At 69.1% G+C, this 14,587-nt stretch carries 19 protein-coding genes; 12 read left to right on the forward strand and 7 right to left on the reverse strand.

Going from position 1 to position 14,587, the window contains the following annotated elements:
- Positions 1 to 17 precede the first annotated feature (17 nt).
- Positions 18 to 383, reverse strand: coding sequence for a rhodanese-like domain-containing protein (locus HKK74_RS40075; RefSeq protein WP_312881623.1), 366 nt, complete (start codon positions 381 to 383; stop codon positions 18 to 20).
- Between HKK74_RS40075 and HKK74_RS41490 the strand changes: the two genes are divergently transcribed.
- The 3 genes from HKK74_RS41490 to HKK74_RS19895 all read left to right on the forward strand — a co-directional run bounded on the left by HKK74_RS41490 (position 378) and on the right by HKK74_RS19895 (position 2,244).
- Complete coding sequence (locus HKK74_RS41490) at positions 378 to 968, forward strand: helix-turn-helix domain-containing protein (protein WP_312881624.1); 591 nt, start codon at positions 378 to 380, stop codon at positions 966 to 968. The two genes, HKK74_RS40075 and HKK74_RS41490, sit on opposite strands and share 6 nt — an antisense overlap.
- 188 nt (positions 969 to 1,156) lie before the next feature.
- Positions 1,157 to 2,038 (forward strand): helix-turn-helix domain-containing protein, encoded by an 882-nt coding sequence (locus tag HKK74_RS19890; RefSeq protein ID WP_187244746.1) that lies wholly within the window; start codon positions 1,157 to 1,159, stop codon positions 2,036 to 2,038.
- Positions 2,035 to 2,244, forward strand: coding sequence for a DUF397 domain-containing protein (locus HKK74_RS19895; RefSeq protein WP_312881625.1), 210 nt, complete (start codon positions 2,035 to 2,037; stop codon positions 2,242 to 2,244). Before HKK74_RS19890 ends, HKK74_RS19895 begins: the two co-directional genes overlap by 4 nt.
- A 75-nt stretch (positions 2,245 to 2,319) precedes the next feature.
- Here HKK74_RS19895 and HKK74_RS19900 read toward each other — a convergent pair whose 3' ends face one another.
- Complete coding sequence (locus tag HKK74_RS19900) at positions 2,320 to 2,904, reverse strand: YceI family protein (protein ID WP_187244747.1); 585 nt, start codon at positions 2,902 to 2,904, stop codon at positions 2,320 to 2,322.
- 140 nt (positions 2,905 to 3,044) lie between these two features.
- Between HKK74_RS19900 and HKK74_RS19905 the strand changes: the two genes are divergently transcribed.
- Complete coding sequence (locus HKK74_RS19905; RefSeq protein WP_187244748.1) at positions 3,045 to 3,434, forward strand: winged helix-turn-helix transcriptional regulator; 390 nt, start codon at positions 3,045 to 3,047, stop codon at positions 3,432 to 3,434.
- A gap of 327 nt (positions 3,435 to 3,761) precedes the next feature.
- A complete protein-coding gene (locus tag HKK74_RS19910; RefSeq protein ID WP_187244749.1) occupies positions 3,762 to 4,046 on the forward strand; it encodes a hypothetical protein in 285 nt (94 codons plus the stop codon).
- Positions 4,047 to 4,087: 41 nt separating this feature from the next.
- Here HKK74_RS19910 and HKK74_RS19915 read toward each other — a convergent pair whose 3' ends face one another.
- Positions 4,088 to 4,630, reverse strand: coding sequence for a TetR/AcrR family transcriptional regulator (locus HKK74_RS19915; protein ID WP_246491762.1), 543 nt, complete (start codon positions 4,628 to 4,630; stop codon positions 4,088 to 4,090).
- Positions 4,631 to 4,795: 165 nt separating this feature from the next.
- Between HKK74_RS19915 and HKK74_RS19920 the strand changes: the two genes are divergently transcribed.
- Positions 4,796 to 6,214 (forward strand): MFS transporter, encoded by a 1,419-nt coding sequence (locus HKK74_RS19920; RefSeq protein ID WP_187244751.1) that lies wholly within the window; start codon positions 4,796 to 4,798, stop codon positions 6,212 to 6,214.
- Positions 6,215 to 6,483: 269 nt separating this feature from the next.
- Here HKK74_RS19920 and HKK74_RS19925 read toward each other — a convergent pair whose 3' ends face one another.
- Entirely contained in the window at positions 6,484 to 7,134 is a 651-nt protein-coding gene (locus tag HKK74_RS19925) for a TetR/AcrR family transcriptional regulator (protein ID WP_187244752.1), read from the reverse strand.
- A 102-nt stretch (positions 7,135 to 7,236) separates the two neighbouring features.
- Between HKK74_RS19925 and HKK74_RS19930 the strand changes: the two genes are divergently transcribed.
- Entirely contained in the window at positions 7,237 to 7,962 is a 726-nt protein-coding gene (locus tag HKK74_RS19930) for a DUF5701 family protein (RefSeq protein WP_222722483.1), read from the forward strand.
- Between the two features lie 293 nt (positions 7,963 to 8,255).
- Here HKK74_RS19930 and HKK74_RS19935 read toward each other — a convergent pair whose 3' ends face one another.
- Positions 8,256 to 9,077: a class I SAM-dependent methyltransferase gene (locus tag HKK74_RS19935; RefSeq protein ID WP_187244753.1), complete on the reverse strand. Its 822-nt coding sequence runs from the start codon at positions 9,075 to 9,077 to the stop codon at positions 8,256 to 8,258.
- A gap of 158 nt (positions 9,078 to 9,235) precedes the next feature.
- Here HKK74_RS19935 and ligD point away from each other — a divergent pair, with 158 nt between their 5' ends.
- The 3 genes from ligD to HKK74_RS19950 all read left to right on the forward strand — a co-directional run bounded on the left by ligD (position 9,236) and on the right by HKK74_RS19950 (position 11,949).
- On the forward strand, positions 9,236 to 10,207 hold the full coding sequence (gene ligD, locus HKK74_RS19940; RefSeq protein WP_187244754.1) for a non-homologous end-joining DNA ligase: 972 nt from the start codon (positions 9,236 to 9,238) through the stop codon (positions 10,205 to 10,207).
- A complete protein-coding gene (locus tag HKK74_RS19945) occupies positions 10,204 to 11,166 on the forward strand; it encodes a HEAT repeat domain-containing protein (RefSeq protein WP_187244755.1) in 963 nt (320 codons plus the stop codon). Before ligD ends, HKK74_RS19945 begins: the two co-directional genes overlap by 4 nt.
- A 525-nt stretch (positions 11,167 to 11,691) precedes the next feature.
- The gene (locus HKK74_RS19950) at positions 11,692 to 11,949 is read left to right on the forward strand and encodes a hypothetical protein (RefSeq protein ID WP_187244756.1); all 258 of its coding nucleotides are present in this window, start codon (positions 11,692 to 11,694) and stop codon (positions 11,947 to 11,949) included.
- A gap of 117 nt (positions 11,950 to 12,066) precedes the next feature.
- Here HKK74_RS19950 and HKK74_RS19955 read toward each other — a convergent pair whose 3' ends face one another.
- Positions 12,067 to 12,684: an SUKH-4 family immunity protein gene (locus tag HKK74_RS19955; protein ID WP_187244757.1), complete on the reverse strand. Its 618-nt coding sequence runs from the start codon at positions 12,682 to 12,684 to the stop codon at positions 12,067 to 12,069.
- Entirely contained in the window at positions 12,681 to 13,115 is a 435-nt protein-coding gene (locus HKK74_RS19960; protein WP_187244758.1) for an ATP-binding protein, read from the reverse strand. The genes HKK74_RS19955 and HKK74_RS19960 overlap by 4 nt, the downstream gene beginning before the upstream one ends.
- Positions 13,116 to 13,489: 374 nt before the next feature.
- Here HKK74_RS19960 and HKK74_RS19965 point away from each other — a divergent pair, with 374 nt between their 5' ends.
- Both HKK74_RS19965 and HKK74_RS19970 read left to right on the forward strand, forming a co-directional pair.
- Positions 13,490 to 14,371, forward strand: coding sequence for a helix-turn-helix domain-containing protein (locus tag HKK74_RS19965; RefSeq protein WP_187244759.1), 882 nt, complete (start codon positions 13,490 to 13,492; stop codon positions 14,369 to 14,371).
- Positions 14,368 to 14,559: a DUF397 domain-containing protein gene (locus HKK74_RS19970; RefSeq protein ID WP_187244760.1), complete on the forward strand. Its 192-nt coding sequence runs from the start codon at positions 14,368 to 14,370 to the stop codon at positions 14,557 to 14,559. Before HKK74_RS19965 ends, HKK74_RS19970 begins: the two co-directional genes overlap by 4 nt.
- Positions 14,560 to 14,587 lie beyond the last annotated feature (28 nt).

Consider the following 14,587-nt stretch of genomic DNA (forward strand, 5'->3'; position numbering starts at 1 on the left):
CCGCCGCGTGCGGGCGATCAGCAACCGCAGTACGCGGAGGTGGGCACGGTGAGCTCGTCGACCGGGGATCGCACGAGTCCTCCGCCCGCCGTCCGGACCGGAAATCCCTCGCGGACCCAGTACTCGAAGCCGCCGATCATCTCCTTGACGCGGTAACCGAGCCGGGCGAACTCGAGCGCGGCCCTGGTCGCGCCGTTGCACCCCGGGCCCCGGCAGTAGGTCACGATGACGGCGCCCGCCGGCACCAGATCGCCCGCCAGGCCGGCGATCTCGGCGGTGGGCAGGTGCAGCGCGTGCGGCAGATGGCCCTGTGCCCACGACTCGGCGCTGCGGGAGTCCACGGCCACGGTGCCCGTCGCACCGGATTCGAGATCGGCGTGCACGTCGCTGACATCGGTCTCGAAGGACAGGCGGGCGGCGAAGTGAGCCGCGGCGGCCGAGGCGGGGGCGGCATCGGTTGCGAGATGCTCACCGGGGCCGGAAGCGCGGCGGGCCTGGACCTTTGCGTCCACGTCGTCCGCAGGGACTACGGCGCGGCCGTCGCCAACGCCGTGGCCCGGCGCCTGGTCATCCAGCCGCACCGCGACGGCGGCCAGGCACAGTTCATCGAGGCGCCCGTCACCGGCGACCCGACCGACGACCGGATCGCCAGCAGCATGCAGTGGGCGCTGGAGCACCTCGACGAGCCGCTCACCGTCGACCGGCTGGCCCGGCAGGCGCGCATGTCGCAGCGCACCTACCTGCGGCACTTCACCCGCTGCACAGGTACGAGCCCCATGCGCTGGGTGCTGGCCCAGCGGATCCAGGCCAGCCTGCCGCTCCTGGAGAGCACCGACGCCTCCATCGAGCGCATCGCCAAGACGGTGGGCTTCGACACCGCCGTCACCTACCGCCATCACTTCGGCCGGTCCATGCGCACGTCGCCGACCGCCTACCGCCGCGCGTTCCACACTCGCGAGGCGAGATGAACCGGGCGTCAGGTCCCCATCGCCGCGGCGTGCGTCCGAAGCGGTAGCGGCGACCTCCTGTCCAAACTCGGCCATTCACTTGATTCGCACGCGCGGCTACGGAACGTTCTCTTCCCATACCTGCTGTAGTTCTCCGCATCCGCTCCGCACATGCGGACGCCGCACGTTCATCCCCCGCGAGGTCACCTATGACCAGTCCCTTCGTCCGGCGCCGACGACTCGCCACTGAGCTGCGCACGCTCCGCGAGGAAAAGGGCATGACAGCCGGCCGGCTCTCCCAGCTCCTGCACCAGTCGCGCATGAAGGTCAGCCGGCTGGAGAACGCCCATATCCGCCCGGACCTCGCCGAGATCATGAAGATCCTGGATCTTCTCGGCGTCACCGGCGACAAGTGGAACGAGGTCGTGCGGGTCGCCCGCGACGCGGCCGAGCGCGGCTGGTGGGATTCCTTCGGCGAGGCAATGGGCCCCCGCCAGCGCCTGTACGCCGACCTGGAGTCCGGCGCGTCCGCCATCCAGGAGTACAACCAGGCCGCGATCCCCGGGGTCCTGCAGACGCCCGACTTCACCTGGGGGTTAGTCGAACTGGACAGAGCCGAGGGCCCGCTCCGTTACGTTCCCGAACGGATGGCGCAGGCCCGGCTCCAGCGGCAGCGCGCCGTGCTCCGCCAGGACGGTCCGACGTACGACATCGTCCTCGACGAGGTCGTCGTTCGCCGGCTGACCGTTCCGGCGGCGGTCCTGCGCGCGCAGCTCCACCACCTGATCGAGGTGGTGTCCGCCGAGCCGGGCGTCACCGTACAGGTGCTGCCGCTCGACGCCCGCGTCGAGGGTGGCCTGCTGCCCAAGTCGACCTTCGCGCTCTACACGTTCCCCGACCCGGAGGATCCTCGGCTGGCCGTGGTCGACACGGCCGTCACCGACCTCGTGCACACCGACCCGTGCGAGTTGGCGCGATACACGGGACATTACGAGCGTCTGCGGAAAAGCTCGCTGTCCCCCGCCGACAGCCTCGCCCTCCTCGGCAAGATCGCCGAGGAGCTGACCGATCAGGCAGGACCGCAGTCATGACCATGACGCGTCACCGCTGGCGCAAGTCCCGCCGTAGCGACCCCGACGGGTCCTGCGTCGAAGTGGCGCCCGGACCCCGCGGCGGCGTCCGCGTCCGCGACACCAAGGCGCAAGGCGACGGGCCCGTGCTGCAGTTCAGCCGCGCCGAATGGGCCGCCTTCGTCCAGGCGGTCGATGACGGCACACTCGGCACGCATCAGGCGTGAGCTCCCCACCGATGTGATCGCGTCGGGTGGCGGCGGCCACTGGTCGTCCTTCAGGTCACCCGGTCGCCGTTCAGGTCACGAGGGGCGAGGGGTCTGAAGGACCGCCTGGATCTCGAGGACGATCTGGATCTTGTTGGACAGGGCCACTCCGCCACCGGGAATGGGGCCGTTGTAGCTGACGTCGAACTCCATGCGGTCGATCTCGCCGGTGGCGGTGAATCCGGCACGACCGCCCGCGAACGGGTCTTCGGCGAACGGGTCAGGACCGAACCCGTTGATCTCGAGCTTCAGCGGGACCGGGCGGGTCCGCTCCTTCAGCGTCAGTTCGCCGTCGAGAACGAAGTCGTCGCCGTCCCGGCGGATCCCGCTGGAGCGATACGTCATGGTCGGGTACTTGTCGACCTCGAAGAAGTCCGCGGAGCGGATGTGGTCGTCGCGCTGCTCGTTGCTGGTGTCGATCGAGCTCAGGTCGATGGTCGCGGTCACGCTCGACTGCAGCGGGTCTTCCGTGGTGACGATCCGACCCTCGAACGATGTGAAATGCCCCCGGACCTTACTGATCATGAGGTGCCGGACGATGAATCCCACGTCGGAGTGGATCGGGTCGATGGTCCATGTGCCCGCGACATAGCCCGGGATCTCGACAACGTCGGTCGCCATGGTGTCTCCTTGAGTTACGAGTAGTAAGACGGTTCCCTCAAGTGATGTGGTTCTGGAAGGGAACTGGCTCTATCCTCGGGATAGTCGCGAGAACAGCGCAAGAAGGCACTTTTTACTGCCTCGGTCACCTGGAGGGAACCATGGGCGCCCCGAGCTTCCACGCGCCGAATGCCGACGCCTGCCGAGCGCGCGGAATCCTCGATCGCATCGGGGACAAGTGGTCGCTGTTCGTCATCGCCCAACTCGGCGACGGAACCAAACGCTTCACCGAGCTCAAGAGGGACATCGACGGCATCAGCCAGCGCATGCTGACCGTCACGCTCCGCGGGCTGGAGCGGGACGGGATCGTCACCCGGACCATGTACCCGGTCATGCCTCCCCGGGTCGACTACGCGCTCACCGACATGGGCCGTACGTTGCTCGACACCGTCGGCACACTGGTCTGGTGGGCCGAGGCCCACCTGGCGGAGATCGATGCGGCCCGCGCCTCCTACGACGCCCGCGCCGCGCAGACCGACGCCGTCGGGTGACGTCCTGTGGGCGTCACGGCACAGCCGGTACGCGGGGGAAAACGTGGCGGAGGGTTTCGCCACGCGGAAATGCTGATCTTGGGCACCGCGCTCCTTGCCGCCGCCACCGCATGCTCATCAGGACCGTCACAGCACGCTCCACAAGCAGCGCCCTCCGCACGTTCAACGTCGATACCTGCCCCAACCACCGTTGGTCCAACACGAAGCGCACTGCCGCCCGAACAGCACTGCCCGGTCACCAAGGCCAGTGACCGACCAGCCGAACCTCCCGCAGAGGCAGCCCAATGGGCAGGAGCGGGCAGCCTGTTCGGCGGCGATGGCCTATGGGTGCTGCTCCCCTCTCCAGACGCGCGCGCTGAACGCTGGCCCGACGGCCGCTACCACCTCAAGATCGGTTGGTGGCGTGGCATCGACGGCGAGCTCGAACTGAGCGCCAGCTCACTACGGACCGATGACACGGTGACCCACGACGTCTCCGGCGGCTACGGCACCAAGGGGTTTCAGCCGACCACTCCCGGGTTCACCACCACCGGCTGCTGGCTTCTCACCGGAACCCTCGGAGAAACAAAAGTCAGCATCATCATCGACGTCAGGCAGCGTGAGGAACCATAACCACATCGGCCACCCGAGGAAGCGCCCTCCGAGCGTGGTGCTCAGGACTGGGACCGGAGGCCGTCGAGCAGGAACGACAGCAGGCGTCCGGTGTCCTGTGGCGCGTGCTCGGTCGCGACGGACAGTGCGTGGTTCAGCCTGAGCACATCCGAGACCGTCACGTCGGGGCGTACGGTACCGGCCTCCTGCGCACGGGCGAGCACGAGGCCGACCGCCTCGCGGATCTCGTCATGGCAGCGGGCGAACACCTCGGAGTGCTTGTCGATGACGGCCTTGAGCGTCTGCATGAGCCCGCGTCTGGCGGCCGCCGACTCGACGAAGGACCGCATCCATGCGGCCAGTGCCTCTCCGGGCGGGAGTGCCTCGTCCAGTTCGTACGCCTTCGCAACCAGAGAATCGACCTGATCGCGGTAGACCGCCTCCTGTAGCGCCAGCCGGGTGGGGAAGTGGCGGTAGAGCGTCCCGATGCCCACGCCGGCGCGCCGGGCGACGTCCTCGAGCGGCACGTCGACGCCGTGTTCGAGGAACGCACCTTTGGCCTCGGCCAGCAGTCGCTCGTAGTTGCGGCGCGCGTCGGCACGCATCGGACGCTCCCCGGCCGATGTCGGCATGGCGCCCTCCCTCACCCGGTTGCGAAACGGAGGATACCTCCGTATCTTTTTCGGAGGCACCCTCCGCTTAGCATGGGCGACCCCGAAAGCCACTTCGGGGGACGCCCGGAACCTTCCTGCAGAAGGAGTCTACGACTCATGTCCCAGCAGACCGCCCCTTCGGGGGACACGCTGCTCGTCGACCCGCCGCGGCGACGATCTGGTCATCATTCGGGCATCTCGCTCGCCGTCATCCTCGCTTGCCAGCTGATGGTCGTGCTCGACGCGACCGTCGTCTTCGTCTCGCTCCCCGACATCCAGCAAAGCCTGCACTTCTCCGCGACCGGCCTGTCATGGGTCACCAACGCCTATTCGCTCGCCTTCGGCGGCCTGCTGTTGCTGGGCGGCCGGGCCGGCGACGTCCTCGGCCGTCGCAGCGTATTCCTCGCCGGGATCGCGCTGTTCACCCTCGCGTCGCTGCTCGGCGGATTCGCCGGCTCCGCGGCCTGGCTGCTGGCGGCACGCGCCGCCCAGGGGGTCGGAGCCGCCCTCGCCGCGCCCAGCGCGCTGGCCCTGATCGCCACCAACTTCGCCGAGGGAGTCGAGCGGAACCGGGCGCTCAGCATCTTCTCGGCCGTCTCGTCGGCGGGCGCCTCCATCGGACTCATCCTCGGCGGCATGCTCACCGAGTGGGCGTCCTGGCGCTGGGTGCTGTTCATCAACGTCCCGGTCGGAATCGTCGTCCTGCTGGTCGCGCCGAAGATCCTTCAGGAGACCGAACGGCAGCGAGGACGCCTCGACGTCGCCGGTGCGCTGACGTCGGTCACCGGGATGGTGGCGCTGGTGTACGGCTTCATCCGGACTGCGGACGAGGGGTGGAGCGACGGCCTGACCATGGCGTCGTTCGCGGCCGGCGCCGTGCTGCTCGCGGCCTTTGTGGCCGTCGAGACCCGCGCCGAGCAGCCCGTCGTACCGCTGCGGTTGTTCGCGGACCGGGCTCGAGCCGGTGCGTACCTCACCATGCTGCTCCTGGCCGCGGCGATGTTCGGGATGTTCTTCTTCCTCGTCCAGTTCATGCAGAACACCCTCGGCTTCAGCCCGCTCAAGGCCGGTCTGGCGTTCCTGCCGATGACCGGCCTGCTGTTCACCGCGGCGCGTCTCGCACCTCGCCTGGTCCCGCGGTTCGGGGCGCGAGCGCTCATGCTGACCGGTCTGCCCCTCATCGTGGCCGGGATGCTGTGGCTGACCAGGCTGTCGGGCGACAGCGGGTACGTCTCCGGGGCCCTCGGGGCGATGCTGCTGTTCGGCCTCGGCGCGGGGCTGGTCTTCCTGCCGCTCACCCTCACCATCCTGTCCGGAGTACGGCGTGAGGAGTCCGGCGCCGCCTCGGGGATGCTGCAGATGACGCAGCAGGTCGGCGGCGCACTCGGAATGGCCGTTCTCGTCTCCGTCTATGGCACCGCGAGCCGGGACGGCGACATGAACCATGCCGTGAGCACCGCCTTCACCGCGGGAACGGTCTTCGTGGTGGTGGCCTTCCTGGTGAGCGTGGCGACCATGCGGCGGCGCGCGAAGTAGCGCACCGCGTCGGCGGGTCTGGGTCCCACCCTGAAGGCTCGGACCTGCCGAAAGAGCGATGTCGTGGTCGTTGCCGATGACGTGGGCGCCGAGCCGGCCGGGGCAAGGGCGCCGGTCTGCCCCGGCGTCCCCCGGACCTCTTAGCGCTTAATCGCACCGCTCGTCAGCGGCCTCTCCCGTCCGGGTGGGACGAGCGACCACCACGCGCCGTGACGTCGTTCAACTCGCGGCCGCTCGGCTGGGATCCGCCCCTCCCACGAGCCGGTGCGTCAGGCGGGCGCCGCAGCGCGTACGGCGTAGTCGCCGAGAGCCGGTTCGAGCAGGTCGAAGGCCGTACCGACCGCGGCCGTGAGGGCGGCGGCGATCTCTTGGTCGCGCTCGCCGCGCAGCGTCCGGCGCAGCGTCTCATTGAACAGCACCCGATGAGCGCCGCCGAGTTGAGCCGCCGCCGTACGGGCGCGAACATCGTGCGTGTCGGTACCGCTCTCCTCGGCGAGCACGAGCGCCAGCGCCTCCTCGCGCTGCTCGTGGAACTCCCGCAGCCGGGCCAGCAGGGCCTGGCTGGACGTCACCATGCGGGCGAAGTCGGCACCGGAGAAGCCGATGACCGGGTCATGGCGCGCGACGGCGGCCAGGTACGCACGCCGGAGCGCGGCCAGGGCGGACTCCCCCGGCTCCCGCTCGGCCACCGTGCGCGCGAGGCCCTCGACGAACTGGTCGTGCAGGTCCAGGGCGAGGTCCTCCTTGCGCGGGAAGTAGTTGGTGACGGTCATCTTCGCGACCTGGGCGGCCGCCGCGACCTCCGCGATCGTCACGTCGTCGAACCCGCGCTCGAGGAACAACCGGGTCGCGTGGTCCGAGATCGCCTGCCGGGTCTGCTGCTTCTTCAACTCGCGCAGACCCATCGTCGCCTGGCTCATGAGCCCATCATCCCATTACCCGCGGATAGATTTGTAGTTGACCTATTCTTAGGTCTGATCTAACTTTAGGTCCTCGCCAGGATCTCAGGGAGCTGAATCACCATGCACGTCCATGCTCCGGCACCCGCCGACGCCGATCTCCTCGAGGACCGCCTCACGCCGACCGGCCGCACGCCGTGGGCGTTCGATGCCGGCGCCGAGTTCGACCGGCAAGTGCGCAACCTGCTGGACAAGGGGTATCCGAAGATCACCGGCCGCACCCCGGCGTCCTTCACCGAACTCGTCACACCGCTGCGCGCCACCGCCGTCGCCCTAGGCGGAGGCATGCGAGCACCCGAGAACGGCCGCGTGCCGTTCCTGCTCGTCGTCACCAGGACGCTGGCACCCATCGAGCAGTCCCTTCCTCTCACGACCTTGCACGGCAGGACCAAACCCGGCTTCGTCGACGACCGCTCCTACGAACCGGGCGTCATCGAGCGGTTCGTCGCCACCCCTGAGGTGGAGCTGCCCGATGAGCGTGCGTACCTGCTGTTCGACGTCGATCGAGGCGAGGAGTTCTGCGGCGCCGTCCCGAATCACGCGATGGCCGCCATCGCCGAGCGGCGGCGAACTCCGCTCACCATCGAGGAGGGCATCGCACTTGTGACGCACCACCCTGCGGCGCTCGCCAAGAACAAGTGCTTCTCCCTCGGCGGCTCCCGATGCGACGACCGCCGCGTTCCCGCGATCTGGATCAGCAAAAACGCCCCGAAGCTCGGCTGGTGCTGGGAAGGCAATCCGCACACCTGGCTCGGCATGGCATCCGCCGGAGGCCGCGCGGCGGTGTGACGGCCACGCCCCGCTTCAGTGGCCGATGTCCGTACCGCCGCATGCCTCGATGAGCCAAGCCGTTCATCGAGATCCGCGGCCGGATCGGCGACCCGTTCGGGTGCGCACCGTTCGACGAACCACGACGGCAGCAGATCCGGCCACTCGTCGTCCGACGGCCAGGCATCGACTCGCCCGATCACCCGGGCCAGGACCTCGCCGGCCCGGGCTGTCACGCCCGCGGGATCGTCCGCCGTGAAGTGGACCTGCACGAGGAACGGAAGCAAGCCGATCTCCTCATCCGTTCGGGACGTCTAGTACCGGTACCGAAGGAGCCGGCCGATGTCACGGAAGCCGGGGATGCGCGCCATCACCCACATCCCCATCCGCCCCGAGGCCGGTAGTTTGTCCAGGCCCGGCACGTCCACGCTGCGCAGCGCGTCGAGACAGGTCAACCCCTGGTGCCAACCCTCGATCTCGTACGGGTCGTCAATGCCCCAGTGCAAGGTCGCACCGGCGTTGCGCACCGCAGGCACCAGCTTCTGCAGCCGGATGCCCAGTGACCCGTAGCCGTCGAAGAGAAGTTGGCCGCTGGCGAACCGCCCGGTGATCCGCTCGATGAGGCGCCTGCCCTCCTCCTTGCGCAGGTACATCGACAGGCCCTCGAAGACGGCCACCGTCGAACGGTCGTCGGGCACATCCTCGAGCCATCCGTCCTCGGTGACCGAGGCGCCGATCATCCGGTAGTCGCCCGCACGCTCCGGCAGCAGCCGTCGCCGCAGCTCGAGGACCTCCGGGTAGTCGACGTCGAGCCAGCGCACCGACGCCGTCGGGTCGAGCCGGTGGACCCGGGTGTCCAGGCCACAGGCGAGGTGCAGCACGGTGGCCTCCGGGTGACCGGCCAGGAACTCGGCGGTCCAGTCGTCGAGGACCTTTGCGCGGAGGGCCACACCCGCTGCCGTCGTGCCCCTGATCCCCGTTCTCTTGCGGAAGTCGTAGTCGATCCGCCGCACGGCCAGGTCCGCCTCGCGGTCGCACAGGATCGGATTCGCCGAGCGGCTGTCCAGTGCCCTACCGTACAGCGTGGCGAGCATCGTCTCGGGGGCGCCGGTGAGAGTGATCTTCTCTTGATCCATGGCTCCTCGGATCTGCGCGTGGTGACCGACCGTACCCGTGAGTCCTGAGGTCATTCAGCGCCCCGGTTGATCCTGTCCAGCAGTACGTCCCTTTCCGTACGAGTCGTTACTTCTACTCTGGGTCTGCGACCAGTGCGCCTAGCGGGCAGGAGCCTGAGATGAGCGGCGAGGGCAAGGACAAGGACAACGTGCGGGACGGGGTGTCGCTGACGAACCTCGACCAGCCGCTGTTCAAGGGGGCGAACGCCACCAAGCGAGATCTGGTGGATTATCTCGACGCCGTCCGTGACCGGATCATCCCGGTCCTGCGGGACAGGCCGCTCTCGGTGGTCCGGGTGCTTCGAGGGCAGGAGCCGTTCATGCAGAAGAACGTCCCCAAGTACGCCCCGGCCTGGGTGGAAAAGGTGCCCATGTGGGCCGAGACCTCCAAGCGCGAGGTGTCGTACGCGCTGTGCAACGACCGCCGCACGCTGCTGTGGTTCGCCAACCAGCGCGCGATCGAGTACCACCCGACGCTGAGCCGGGCGGATCGTCTGCACCAACCCACCGACCTCATCATCGACATCGACCCGCCCTCCGCCGACGCGTTCCCACTCGTCGTCAGTGCCGCGCACCTGGTCCGCCGGGCACTGACAGATGCCGGCCTGGCGGGTGCGGTCAAGACCAGCGGGGCGAAGGGCGTGCACATCTTCGTCCCGATCACGACGGACGTGCCCATCGTCGACGTGGCGGCGGCGACCCGCGCGATCGCGGCGCGTGCCGAGCGTCTTGATCCTGAGCTCGCGACCACGGCGTTCATCCGAGAGGACCGCGGCGGCAAGGTGTTCCTCGACTCGACCCGGGCCGGTGGTGCGACGGTCGTGGCCGCGTACAGCCCACGGGTCCGCCCCGGCCTTCCGGTGTCCTTCCCCGTGGCCTGGGAGGAGCTGGACAGCATCACCCCGGCCGATTTCACCGTGCACACGGCGGCCCGGCTGCTCGCCGACGACGACCCGTGGGCCGCTGGGCTGCCCGAGCCGCAGCGGCTGAACGCCGACCTGATCGAGGAGGGCCATACGATTCCGGTCGCCCGCGTACAGGCCATGCACGAGGGCAAGCGGCGCGCCCGCGCTCGCCGCGAAGCCAAGTGACAGCCCATACCGGCGACCTGCCTGCCCTGGGGAGCTCCGCCAGGCAGCAGGTGAACCCCCTCGCGGACCTCGACACGGTCGAGTGGCCGGAGCTCCATCACGCGTACGGGAGCGCCAAGGACGTACCCGGTCAGCTCCGTGCTCTGCGGTCACCGATCACCGAGGAACGGCGGCGGGCACAGGGGGAGCTCAGCGGGAACGTCTACCACCAGGGCACGCGTTGGCAGGCCAGCGCGGCGGTCGTCCCCTTCCTGGTGGGCTTGGTGGAGGCGCCGGGCACTCCAGAGCGACCCGTCGTCCTGGATCTGTTGCGCGCTGTCGCGATCGGAGATCTCGACGACGGTTCCCTCCGCTTCAAGCCCGAGGAGCGGTTCGCAGCAGCGGATTCGATGACCGGCGAGCATGTCGCCGCAGTGCTGAGGTGGCTGTACAGAGAAGACGAATCCGAGGAGTCCGAGGAGGAGGACTGGCCGGATTTCGTCGACGTCGCCGATGTGCTGTGGGCCCGGGACGCCTATCTTGCCGCGGCCGGATCCGCCGACCGGTTCGTCGCCTGGGTCGGCGATGACGATCCCGCAGTCGCGGTTCAGGCCGCCGAGCTGCTGGCCTGGTACCCCGAAACCGACGGGGCCGTGCCTGCACTGCTCGAGGTCCCCGCCAACGGCGATCGTGCCGCCGTACGCGTCAGTGCCAACCTGACCCTCGCCCACCTGCGTGACGGTGATCCACGAGTCGATCGGCGACTGCGGGACCTGCTGGACGCCGAGGACTATGCGGTACGGCTCACGGCCGCCGTCGCCCTGGCCTACCGGATCGGCGAGGGGATGCCCGAACCCGCCCTCGACATCCTGCTCCAGGCACGCGACAGGGCGACGGAGCTGATCTCGATCGAGATCCCCTGGTCCCGGTCACTGGTCGGGTTCGCGTCCGCGGCCCTGTACCGGATCGGGCTGGGCTGAGCGGGGCTCTGGGGGGTGCATGACGAATGAGGAGCTCCGTGGGCTTCGCCGCCGTGGGCGTCGCAGGCGCGATGCTGGCGGTTTCGGCGTGCTCGATCACGTGGGGCGGGAGCGCGGTCGATACCCGCAAGAAGGCCGAGACCATCGGCCTGGTGATCAACCGGTCCCGCGAGACCCACACCGCTGAGGATTTCGCCCGGCGGGCCGTCTCGCTGAGCGGCACGGGTTTGGAGGTCAAGGCCCTGGAGGCGAAGGGCGACAAACGAAAGGGCGGAGCGGTCATCGTCATCAGCCTGACGGTGACGCGGTCGTCCGGCATGTACGGAGAGCCGGAGACCGTGACGCAGTGCTACCGCTACACCATTCGCGACGGCATGCACGACCACGAACCTCAGCGCGTCGACTGCCCCAACCGTGATCCGCTGGCTCTCCCGACTCCTTCTCCCACCCCGGTCTGGCGCCTTCCACAGGGGGCTGAACAGCGGTTGCGTACGGCACTTCGCGGAATGCCCACGCGGGATCGCCATGACCCCGGCGGTGCGGGCCGTGGTGAAGCGCGCCGTGCGGGGCCCGGGTGTGACCCACGATGTCATCGCGTCAGCGGGCGCGGTGGGGATCGCGGTGTCGGCGGACCGGTACGACTGCGTCATGGCGAGGATCCTCGACGGGAGGAGCGGCCAGGTGGAGGTGTGGCGCCCGGCACGCGTCTACCTTCAGCCCGGTGAACTGGGCTGCGGCGCTGACGCCGCCGCAGCGGGCGGCGGGCAACGCTCGCCCCACTGAGACCACCCCGCCGCCGGACCGTCCGGAGATAAGTACGAGGTGAACCCGCAAGCGTGATCTCTCCCGCCTCATTCCTCGGCCTCTCGTCAGTGCGGTCGTGCGCCGTCCCGGGGAGGCTCAGGCCGGGGTGGAGCCGGGGTCCAGGCCGAGGTGCAGACCCAGCTTGTACCGGCGGTACTGCTCGGCCAGCACATTCTCGGGCAGTACCGGCCACAGGGTGAGTCCGCCCGTCCGCCGGTCGACGACGACCACCCGCTCGTGCTCGCCCTGGCCGTACGGGATCGGGCGCGCGATGTAGCCCTCGGCGAACTCCTCCACCACCACGGCCACGCGAAGCGCGCCACCGCGCGTGAGCCACGTCTCGGCACGCCGCCACGCCTCCGCCCTGTCGATTCCGTACGGCTGAGCGCCCAAATAGGCGGTCAGCGCCTCCGCCGTCCGCCGCAGCGTCCGGCATGGCTCGGCCGTCCCGCAGCTCAAGCACCTCTGCGTTCCGTCGGCGTCGGCCCTGTACCTGTGCGTCCCGACCGCCGCGCTCAGCGCGGCCGCGCCGGCCAGGGTCAGCCGGCGAGCCCTTCTGAGGAACGCCGCCGTGTGGCCGTCCACCAGGCCGCGAGCCGCGAGATCCTCCAGCGCGGCGCCGATCCCGGTGGGGTCGGCGCGCATCGCGACCGTCATCAGCTCCCGCACCCGTACCTCGGCGAGCTCGTGCAGTTCCGCACCTGTGCGGGTCATGCGCTGACCTGCCCAGCGGCGGCGACGTCGAAGACCGCCGTGACGGTCCGGCCTTCGCTGTTCCCGAACCAGCCCCAGCGGTCGGCCAGTACCGAGACGGTGCGCAGGCCGCGTCCGGACTCGGCGAGTTCCGTGGCCTCCACGGCGACGGGCTCGGTGGGGCCGCCTTGATCCGTCACCGTGATCGCGACGGTGTGCGGACTCCGGTCGATCTCGAGGGTGACCGAACCGCCCGGCTGCCCGGACTTGGTGTGCCGTAGCGCGTTGACCACGAGTTCGTCGGCGGCGAGCAGCACGTCATCGAGGGCGTCGCAGTCCTGCAGCAACATCGCGACGAGCCGCCGTGCCGTGGCCACCTCCTCGGCACCGCCGGAAAAGACTCGCCGCCAGCGCAGAGGGCCGGGCGCCAAGGCCGTGAACGTCAGGGGCATCGGGCACCTCACGGGTAAGGGAATGAGCCGTCGTCGAACGGCCCGATCGATCGAACCGTCAGGACCCCCATCGTCACAGCCCGTGTCCGGGTCGGTACGGAGATTCGTGCCCTAATCCGGCCATCCGCTTGATTTGCACGCCCGACGACAAAACATGCCCGCTGCGGACGCGCCAGCGCCGGCACCGTCGCTCACGCACGTGCGGATCGAGCACGTGCAGGGTCCAATCAGCGGCAACAGACCCATGTCCGCATCCGGCCACGCCTTTTGGTTGCCGCACGTGACCACTGAGGTCCCTGTTCAATACGCACCGTAGTCAAAGATACGTTCGATTACCGCGCTGAAGCCGCGGACTCATCCCGCTTGGAGTCACGATGAGCAGTCCATTCGTACGACGCCGCCGGCTCGCGGCCGAACTGCGTACCCTGCGAGAGGAGCGCGACCTGACGACCGACGAACTCGCCCGGCTCATCCACCAGTCCCGCTCCAAGATCAGTCGGCTGGAGAACGGGCAACTCCGTCCCGACCTCGCCGAGCTCATGGACTTACTCGACGCCCTCGAGGTCACCGGCGATCGGTGGGACAGGGTCGTACGGCTGGCGCGCGACGCTGCCGCGCGCGGCTGGTGGGACTCCTTCGGCGACGCGATGGGCGCCCGGCAGCGGCTGTACGCCGATCTGGAGTCCGGCGCTGAGAGCATCCGCAGCTACAACCAGACGGGAATTCCGGCGATCCTGCAGACCCGTGAGTTCATCGCGGCGCTGGTCGAGCTGGACCAGGGCGAGGGGCCGGTCGACTACCGTCCCGAGCGCATGACAGATGCCCGGCTGCACCGGCAGCGCAGATTGCTCAGCCCGGACGGCCCCACCTACGACATGGTGCTCGACGAGTTCGTGGTGCGCCGGCTCGGGGTTCCACCGGCGGTGATGGCCGCTCAGCTCAGGCACCTGATCGAGGTGGTATCCGCCGAGCCGCGCGTCACGGTTCGGGCCCTTCCGTACGACGCCCGCATCACCGGCGGCCTGTTGCCGAAGTCGTCGTTCTTCCTCTATGCCTTCCCCGATCCGGCCGACCCGCCAATGGCGGTCGTCGACACCGTCACCACCGATCTCGTCCATACCGAGCGGCGCGAAGTATCGCGGTATACAGGACATTACGACCGTCTCTGCCGAGTCGCGCTGTCGCCCGCCGACAGCCTCACCTTCCTCGGCAAGGCGGCCGACCAGATGTCCGACGAGGCAGGACGGCGTTCATGACAGCGAAGTACCCCCACTGGCGCAAGTCACGACGCAGCGACCCGAACGGAGAGTGCGTCGAGGTGGCGCTGGCCGCCGACGGCACCATCGGCGTCCGCGACTCCAAGGCCGGAGTGGCCGGCCCCGTGCTCGAATTCACCCGACCAGAGTGGGCCGCCTTCGTCAGCCGCGTGCGCCGGTCCGGCTAGCGGACGCTTCCTACAATGCTCGGGCGAG

It is taken from the genome of Actinomadura alba (assembly GCF_014323705.1).
Taxonomy (GTDB): Bacteria; Actinomycetota; Actinomycetes; order Streptosporangiales; family Streptosporangiaceae; genus Actinomadura_C; species Actinomadura_C alba.

Coding starts and splice junctions, on each gene's coding strand:
- HKK74_RS19890 (WP_187244746.1), top strand. CDS start 1,157: ATGACCAGTCCCTTCGTCCGGCGCCGACGACTCGCCACTGAGCTGCGC.
- HKK74_RS19895 (WP_312881625.1), top strand. CDS start 2,035: ATGACCATGACGCGTCACCGCTGGCGCAAGTCCCGCCGTAGCGACCCC.
- HKK74_RS19900 (WP_187244747.1), bottom strand. CDS start 2,904: ATGGCGACCGACGTTGTCGAGATCCCGGGCTATGTCGCGGGCACATGG.
- HKK74_RS19905 (WP_187244748.1), top strand. CDS start 3,045: ATGGGCGCCCCGAGCTTCCACGCGCCGAATGCCGACGCCTGCCGAGCG.
- HKK74_RS19915 (WP_246491762.1), bottom strand. CDS start 4,630: ATGCGTGCCGACGCGCGCCGCAACTACGAGCGACTGCTGGCCGAGGCC.
- HKK74_RS19920 (WP_187244751.1), top strand. CDS start 4,796: ATGTCCCAGCAGACCGCCCCTTCGGGGGACACGCTGCTCGTCGACCCG.
- HKK74_RS19925 (WP_187244752.1), bottom strand. CDS start 7,134: ATGAGCCAGGCGACGATGGGTCTGCGCGAGTTGAAGAAGCAGCAGACC.
- HKK74_RS19930 (WP_222722483.1), top strand. CDS start 7,237: ATGCACGTCCATGCTCCGGCACCCGCCGACGCCGATCTCCTCGAGGAC.
- HKK74_RS19935 (WP_187244753.1), bottom strand. CDS start 9,077: ATGGATCAAGAGAAGATCACTCTCACCGGCGCCCCCGAGACGATGCTC.
- ligD (WP_187244754.1), top strand. CDS start 9,236: ATGAGCGGCGAGGGCAAGGACAAGGACAACGTGCGGGACGGGGTGTCG.
- HKK74_RS19950 (WP_187244756.1), top strand. CDS start 11,692: ATGACCCCGGCGGTGCGGGCCGTGGTGAAGCGCGCCGTGCGGGGCCCG.
- HKK74_RS19955 (WP_187244757.1), bottom strand. CDS start 12,684: ATGACCCGCACAGGTGCGGAACTGCACGAGCTCGCCGAGGTACGGGTG.
- HKK74_RS19960 (WP_187244758.1), bottom strand. CDS start 13,115: ATGCCCCTGACGTTCACGGCCTTGGCGCCCGGCCCTCTGCGCTGGCGG.
- HKK74_RS19965 (WP_187244759.1), top strand. CDS start 13,490: ATGAGCAGTCCATTCGTACGACGCCGCCGGCTCGCGGCCGAACTGCGT.
- HKK74_RS19970 (WP_187244760.1), top strand. CDS start 14,368: ATGACAGCGAAGTACCCCCACTGGCGCAAGTCACGACGCAGCGACCCG.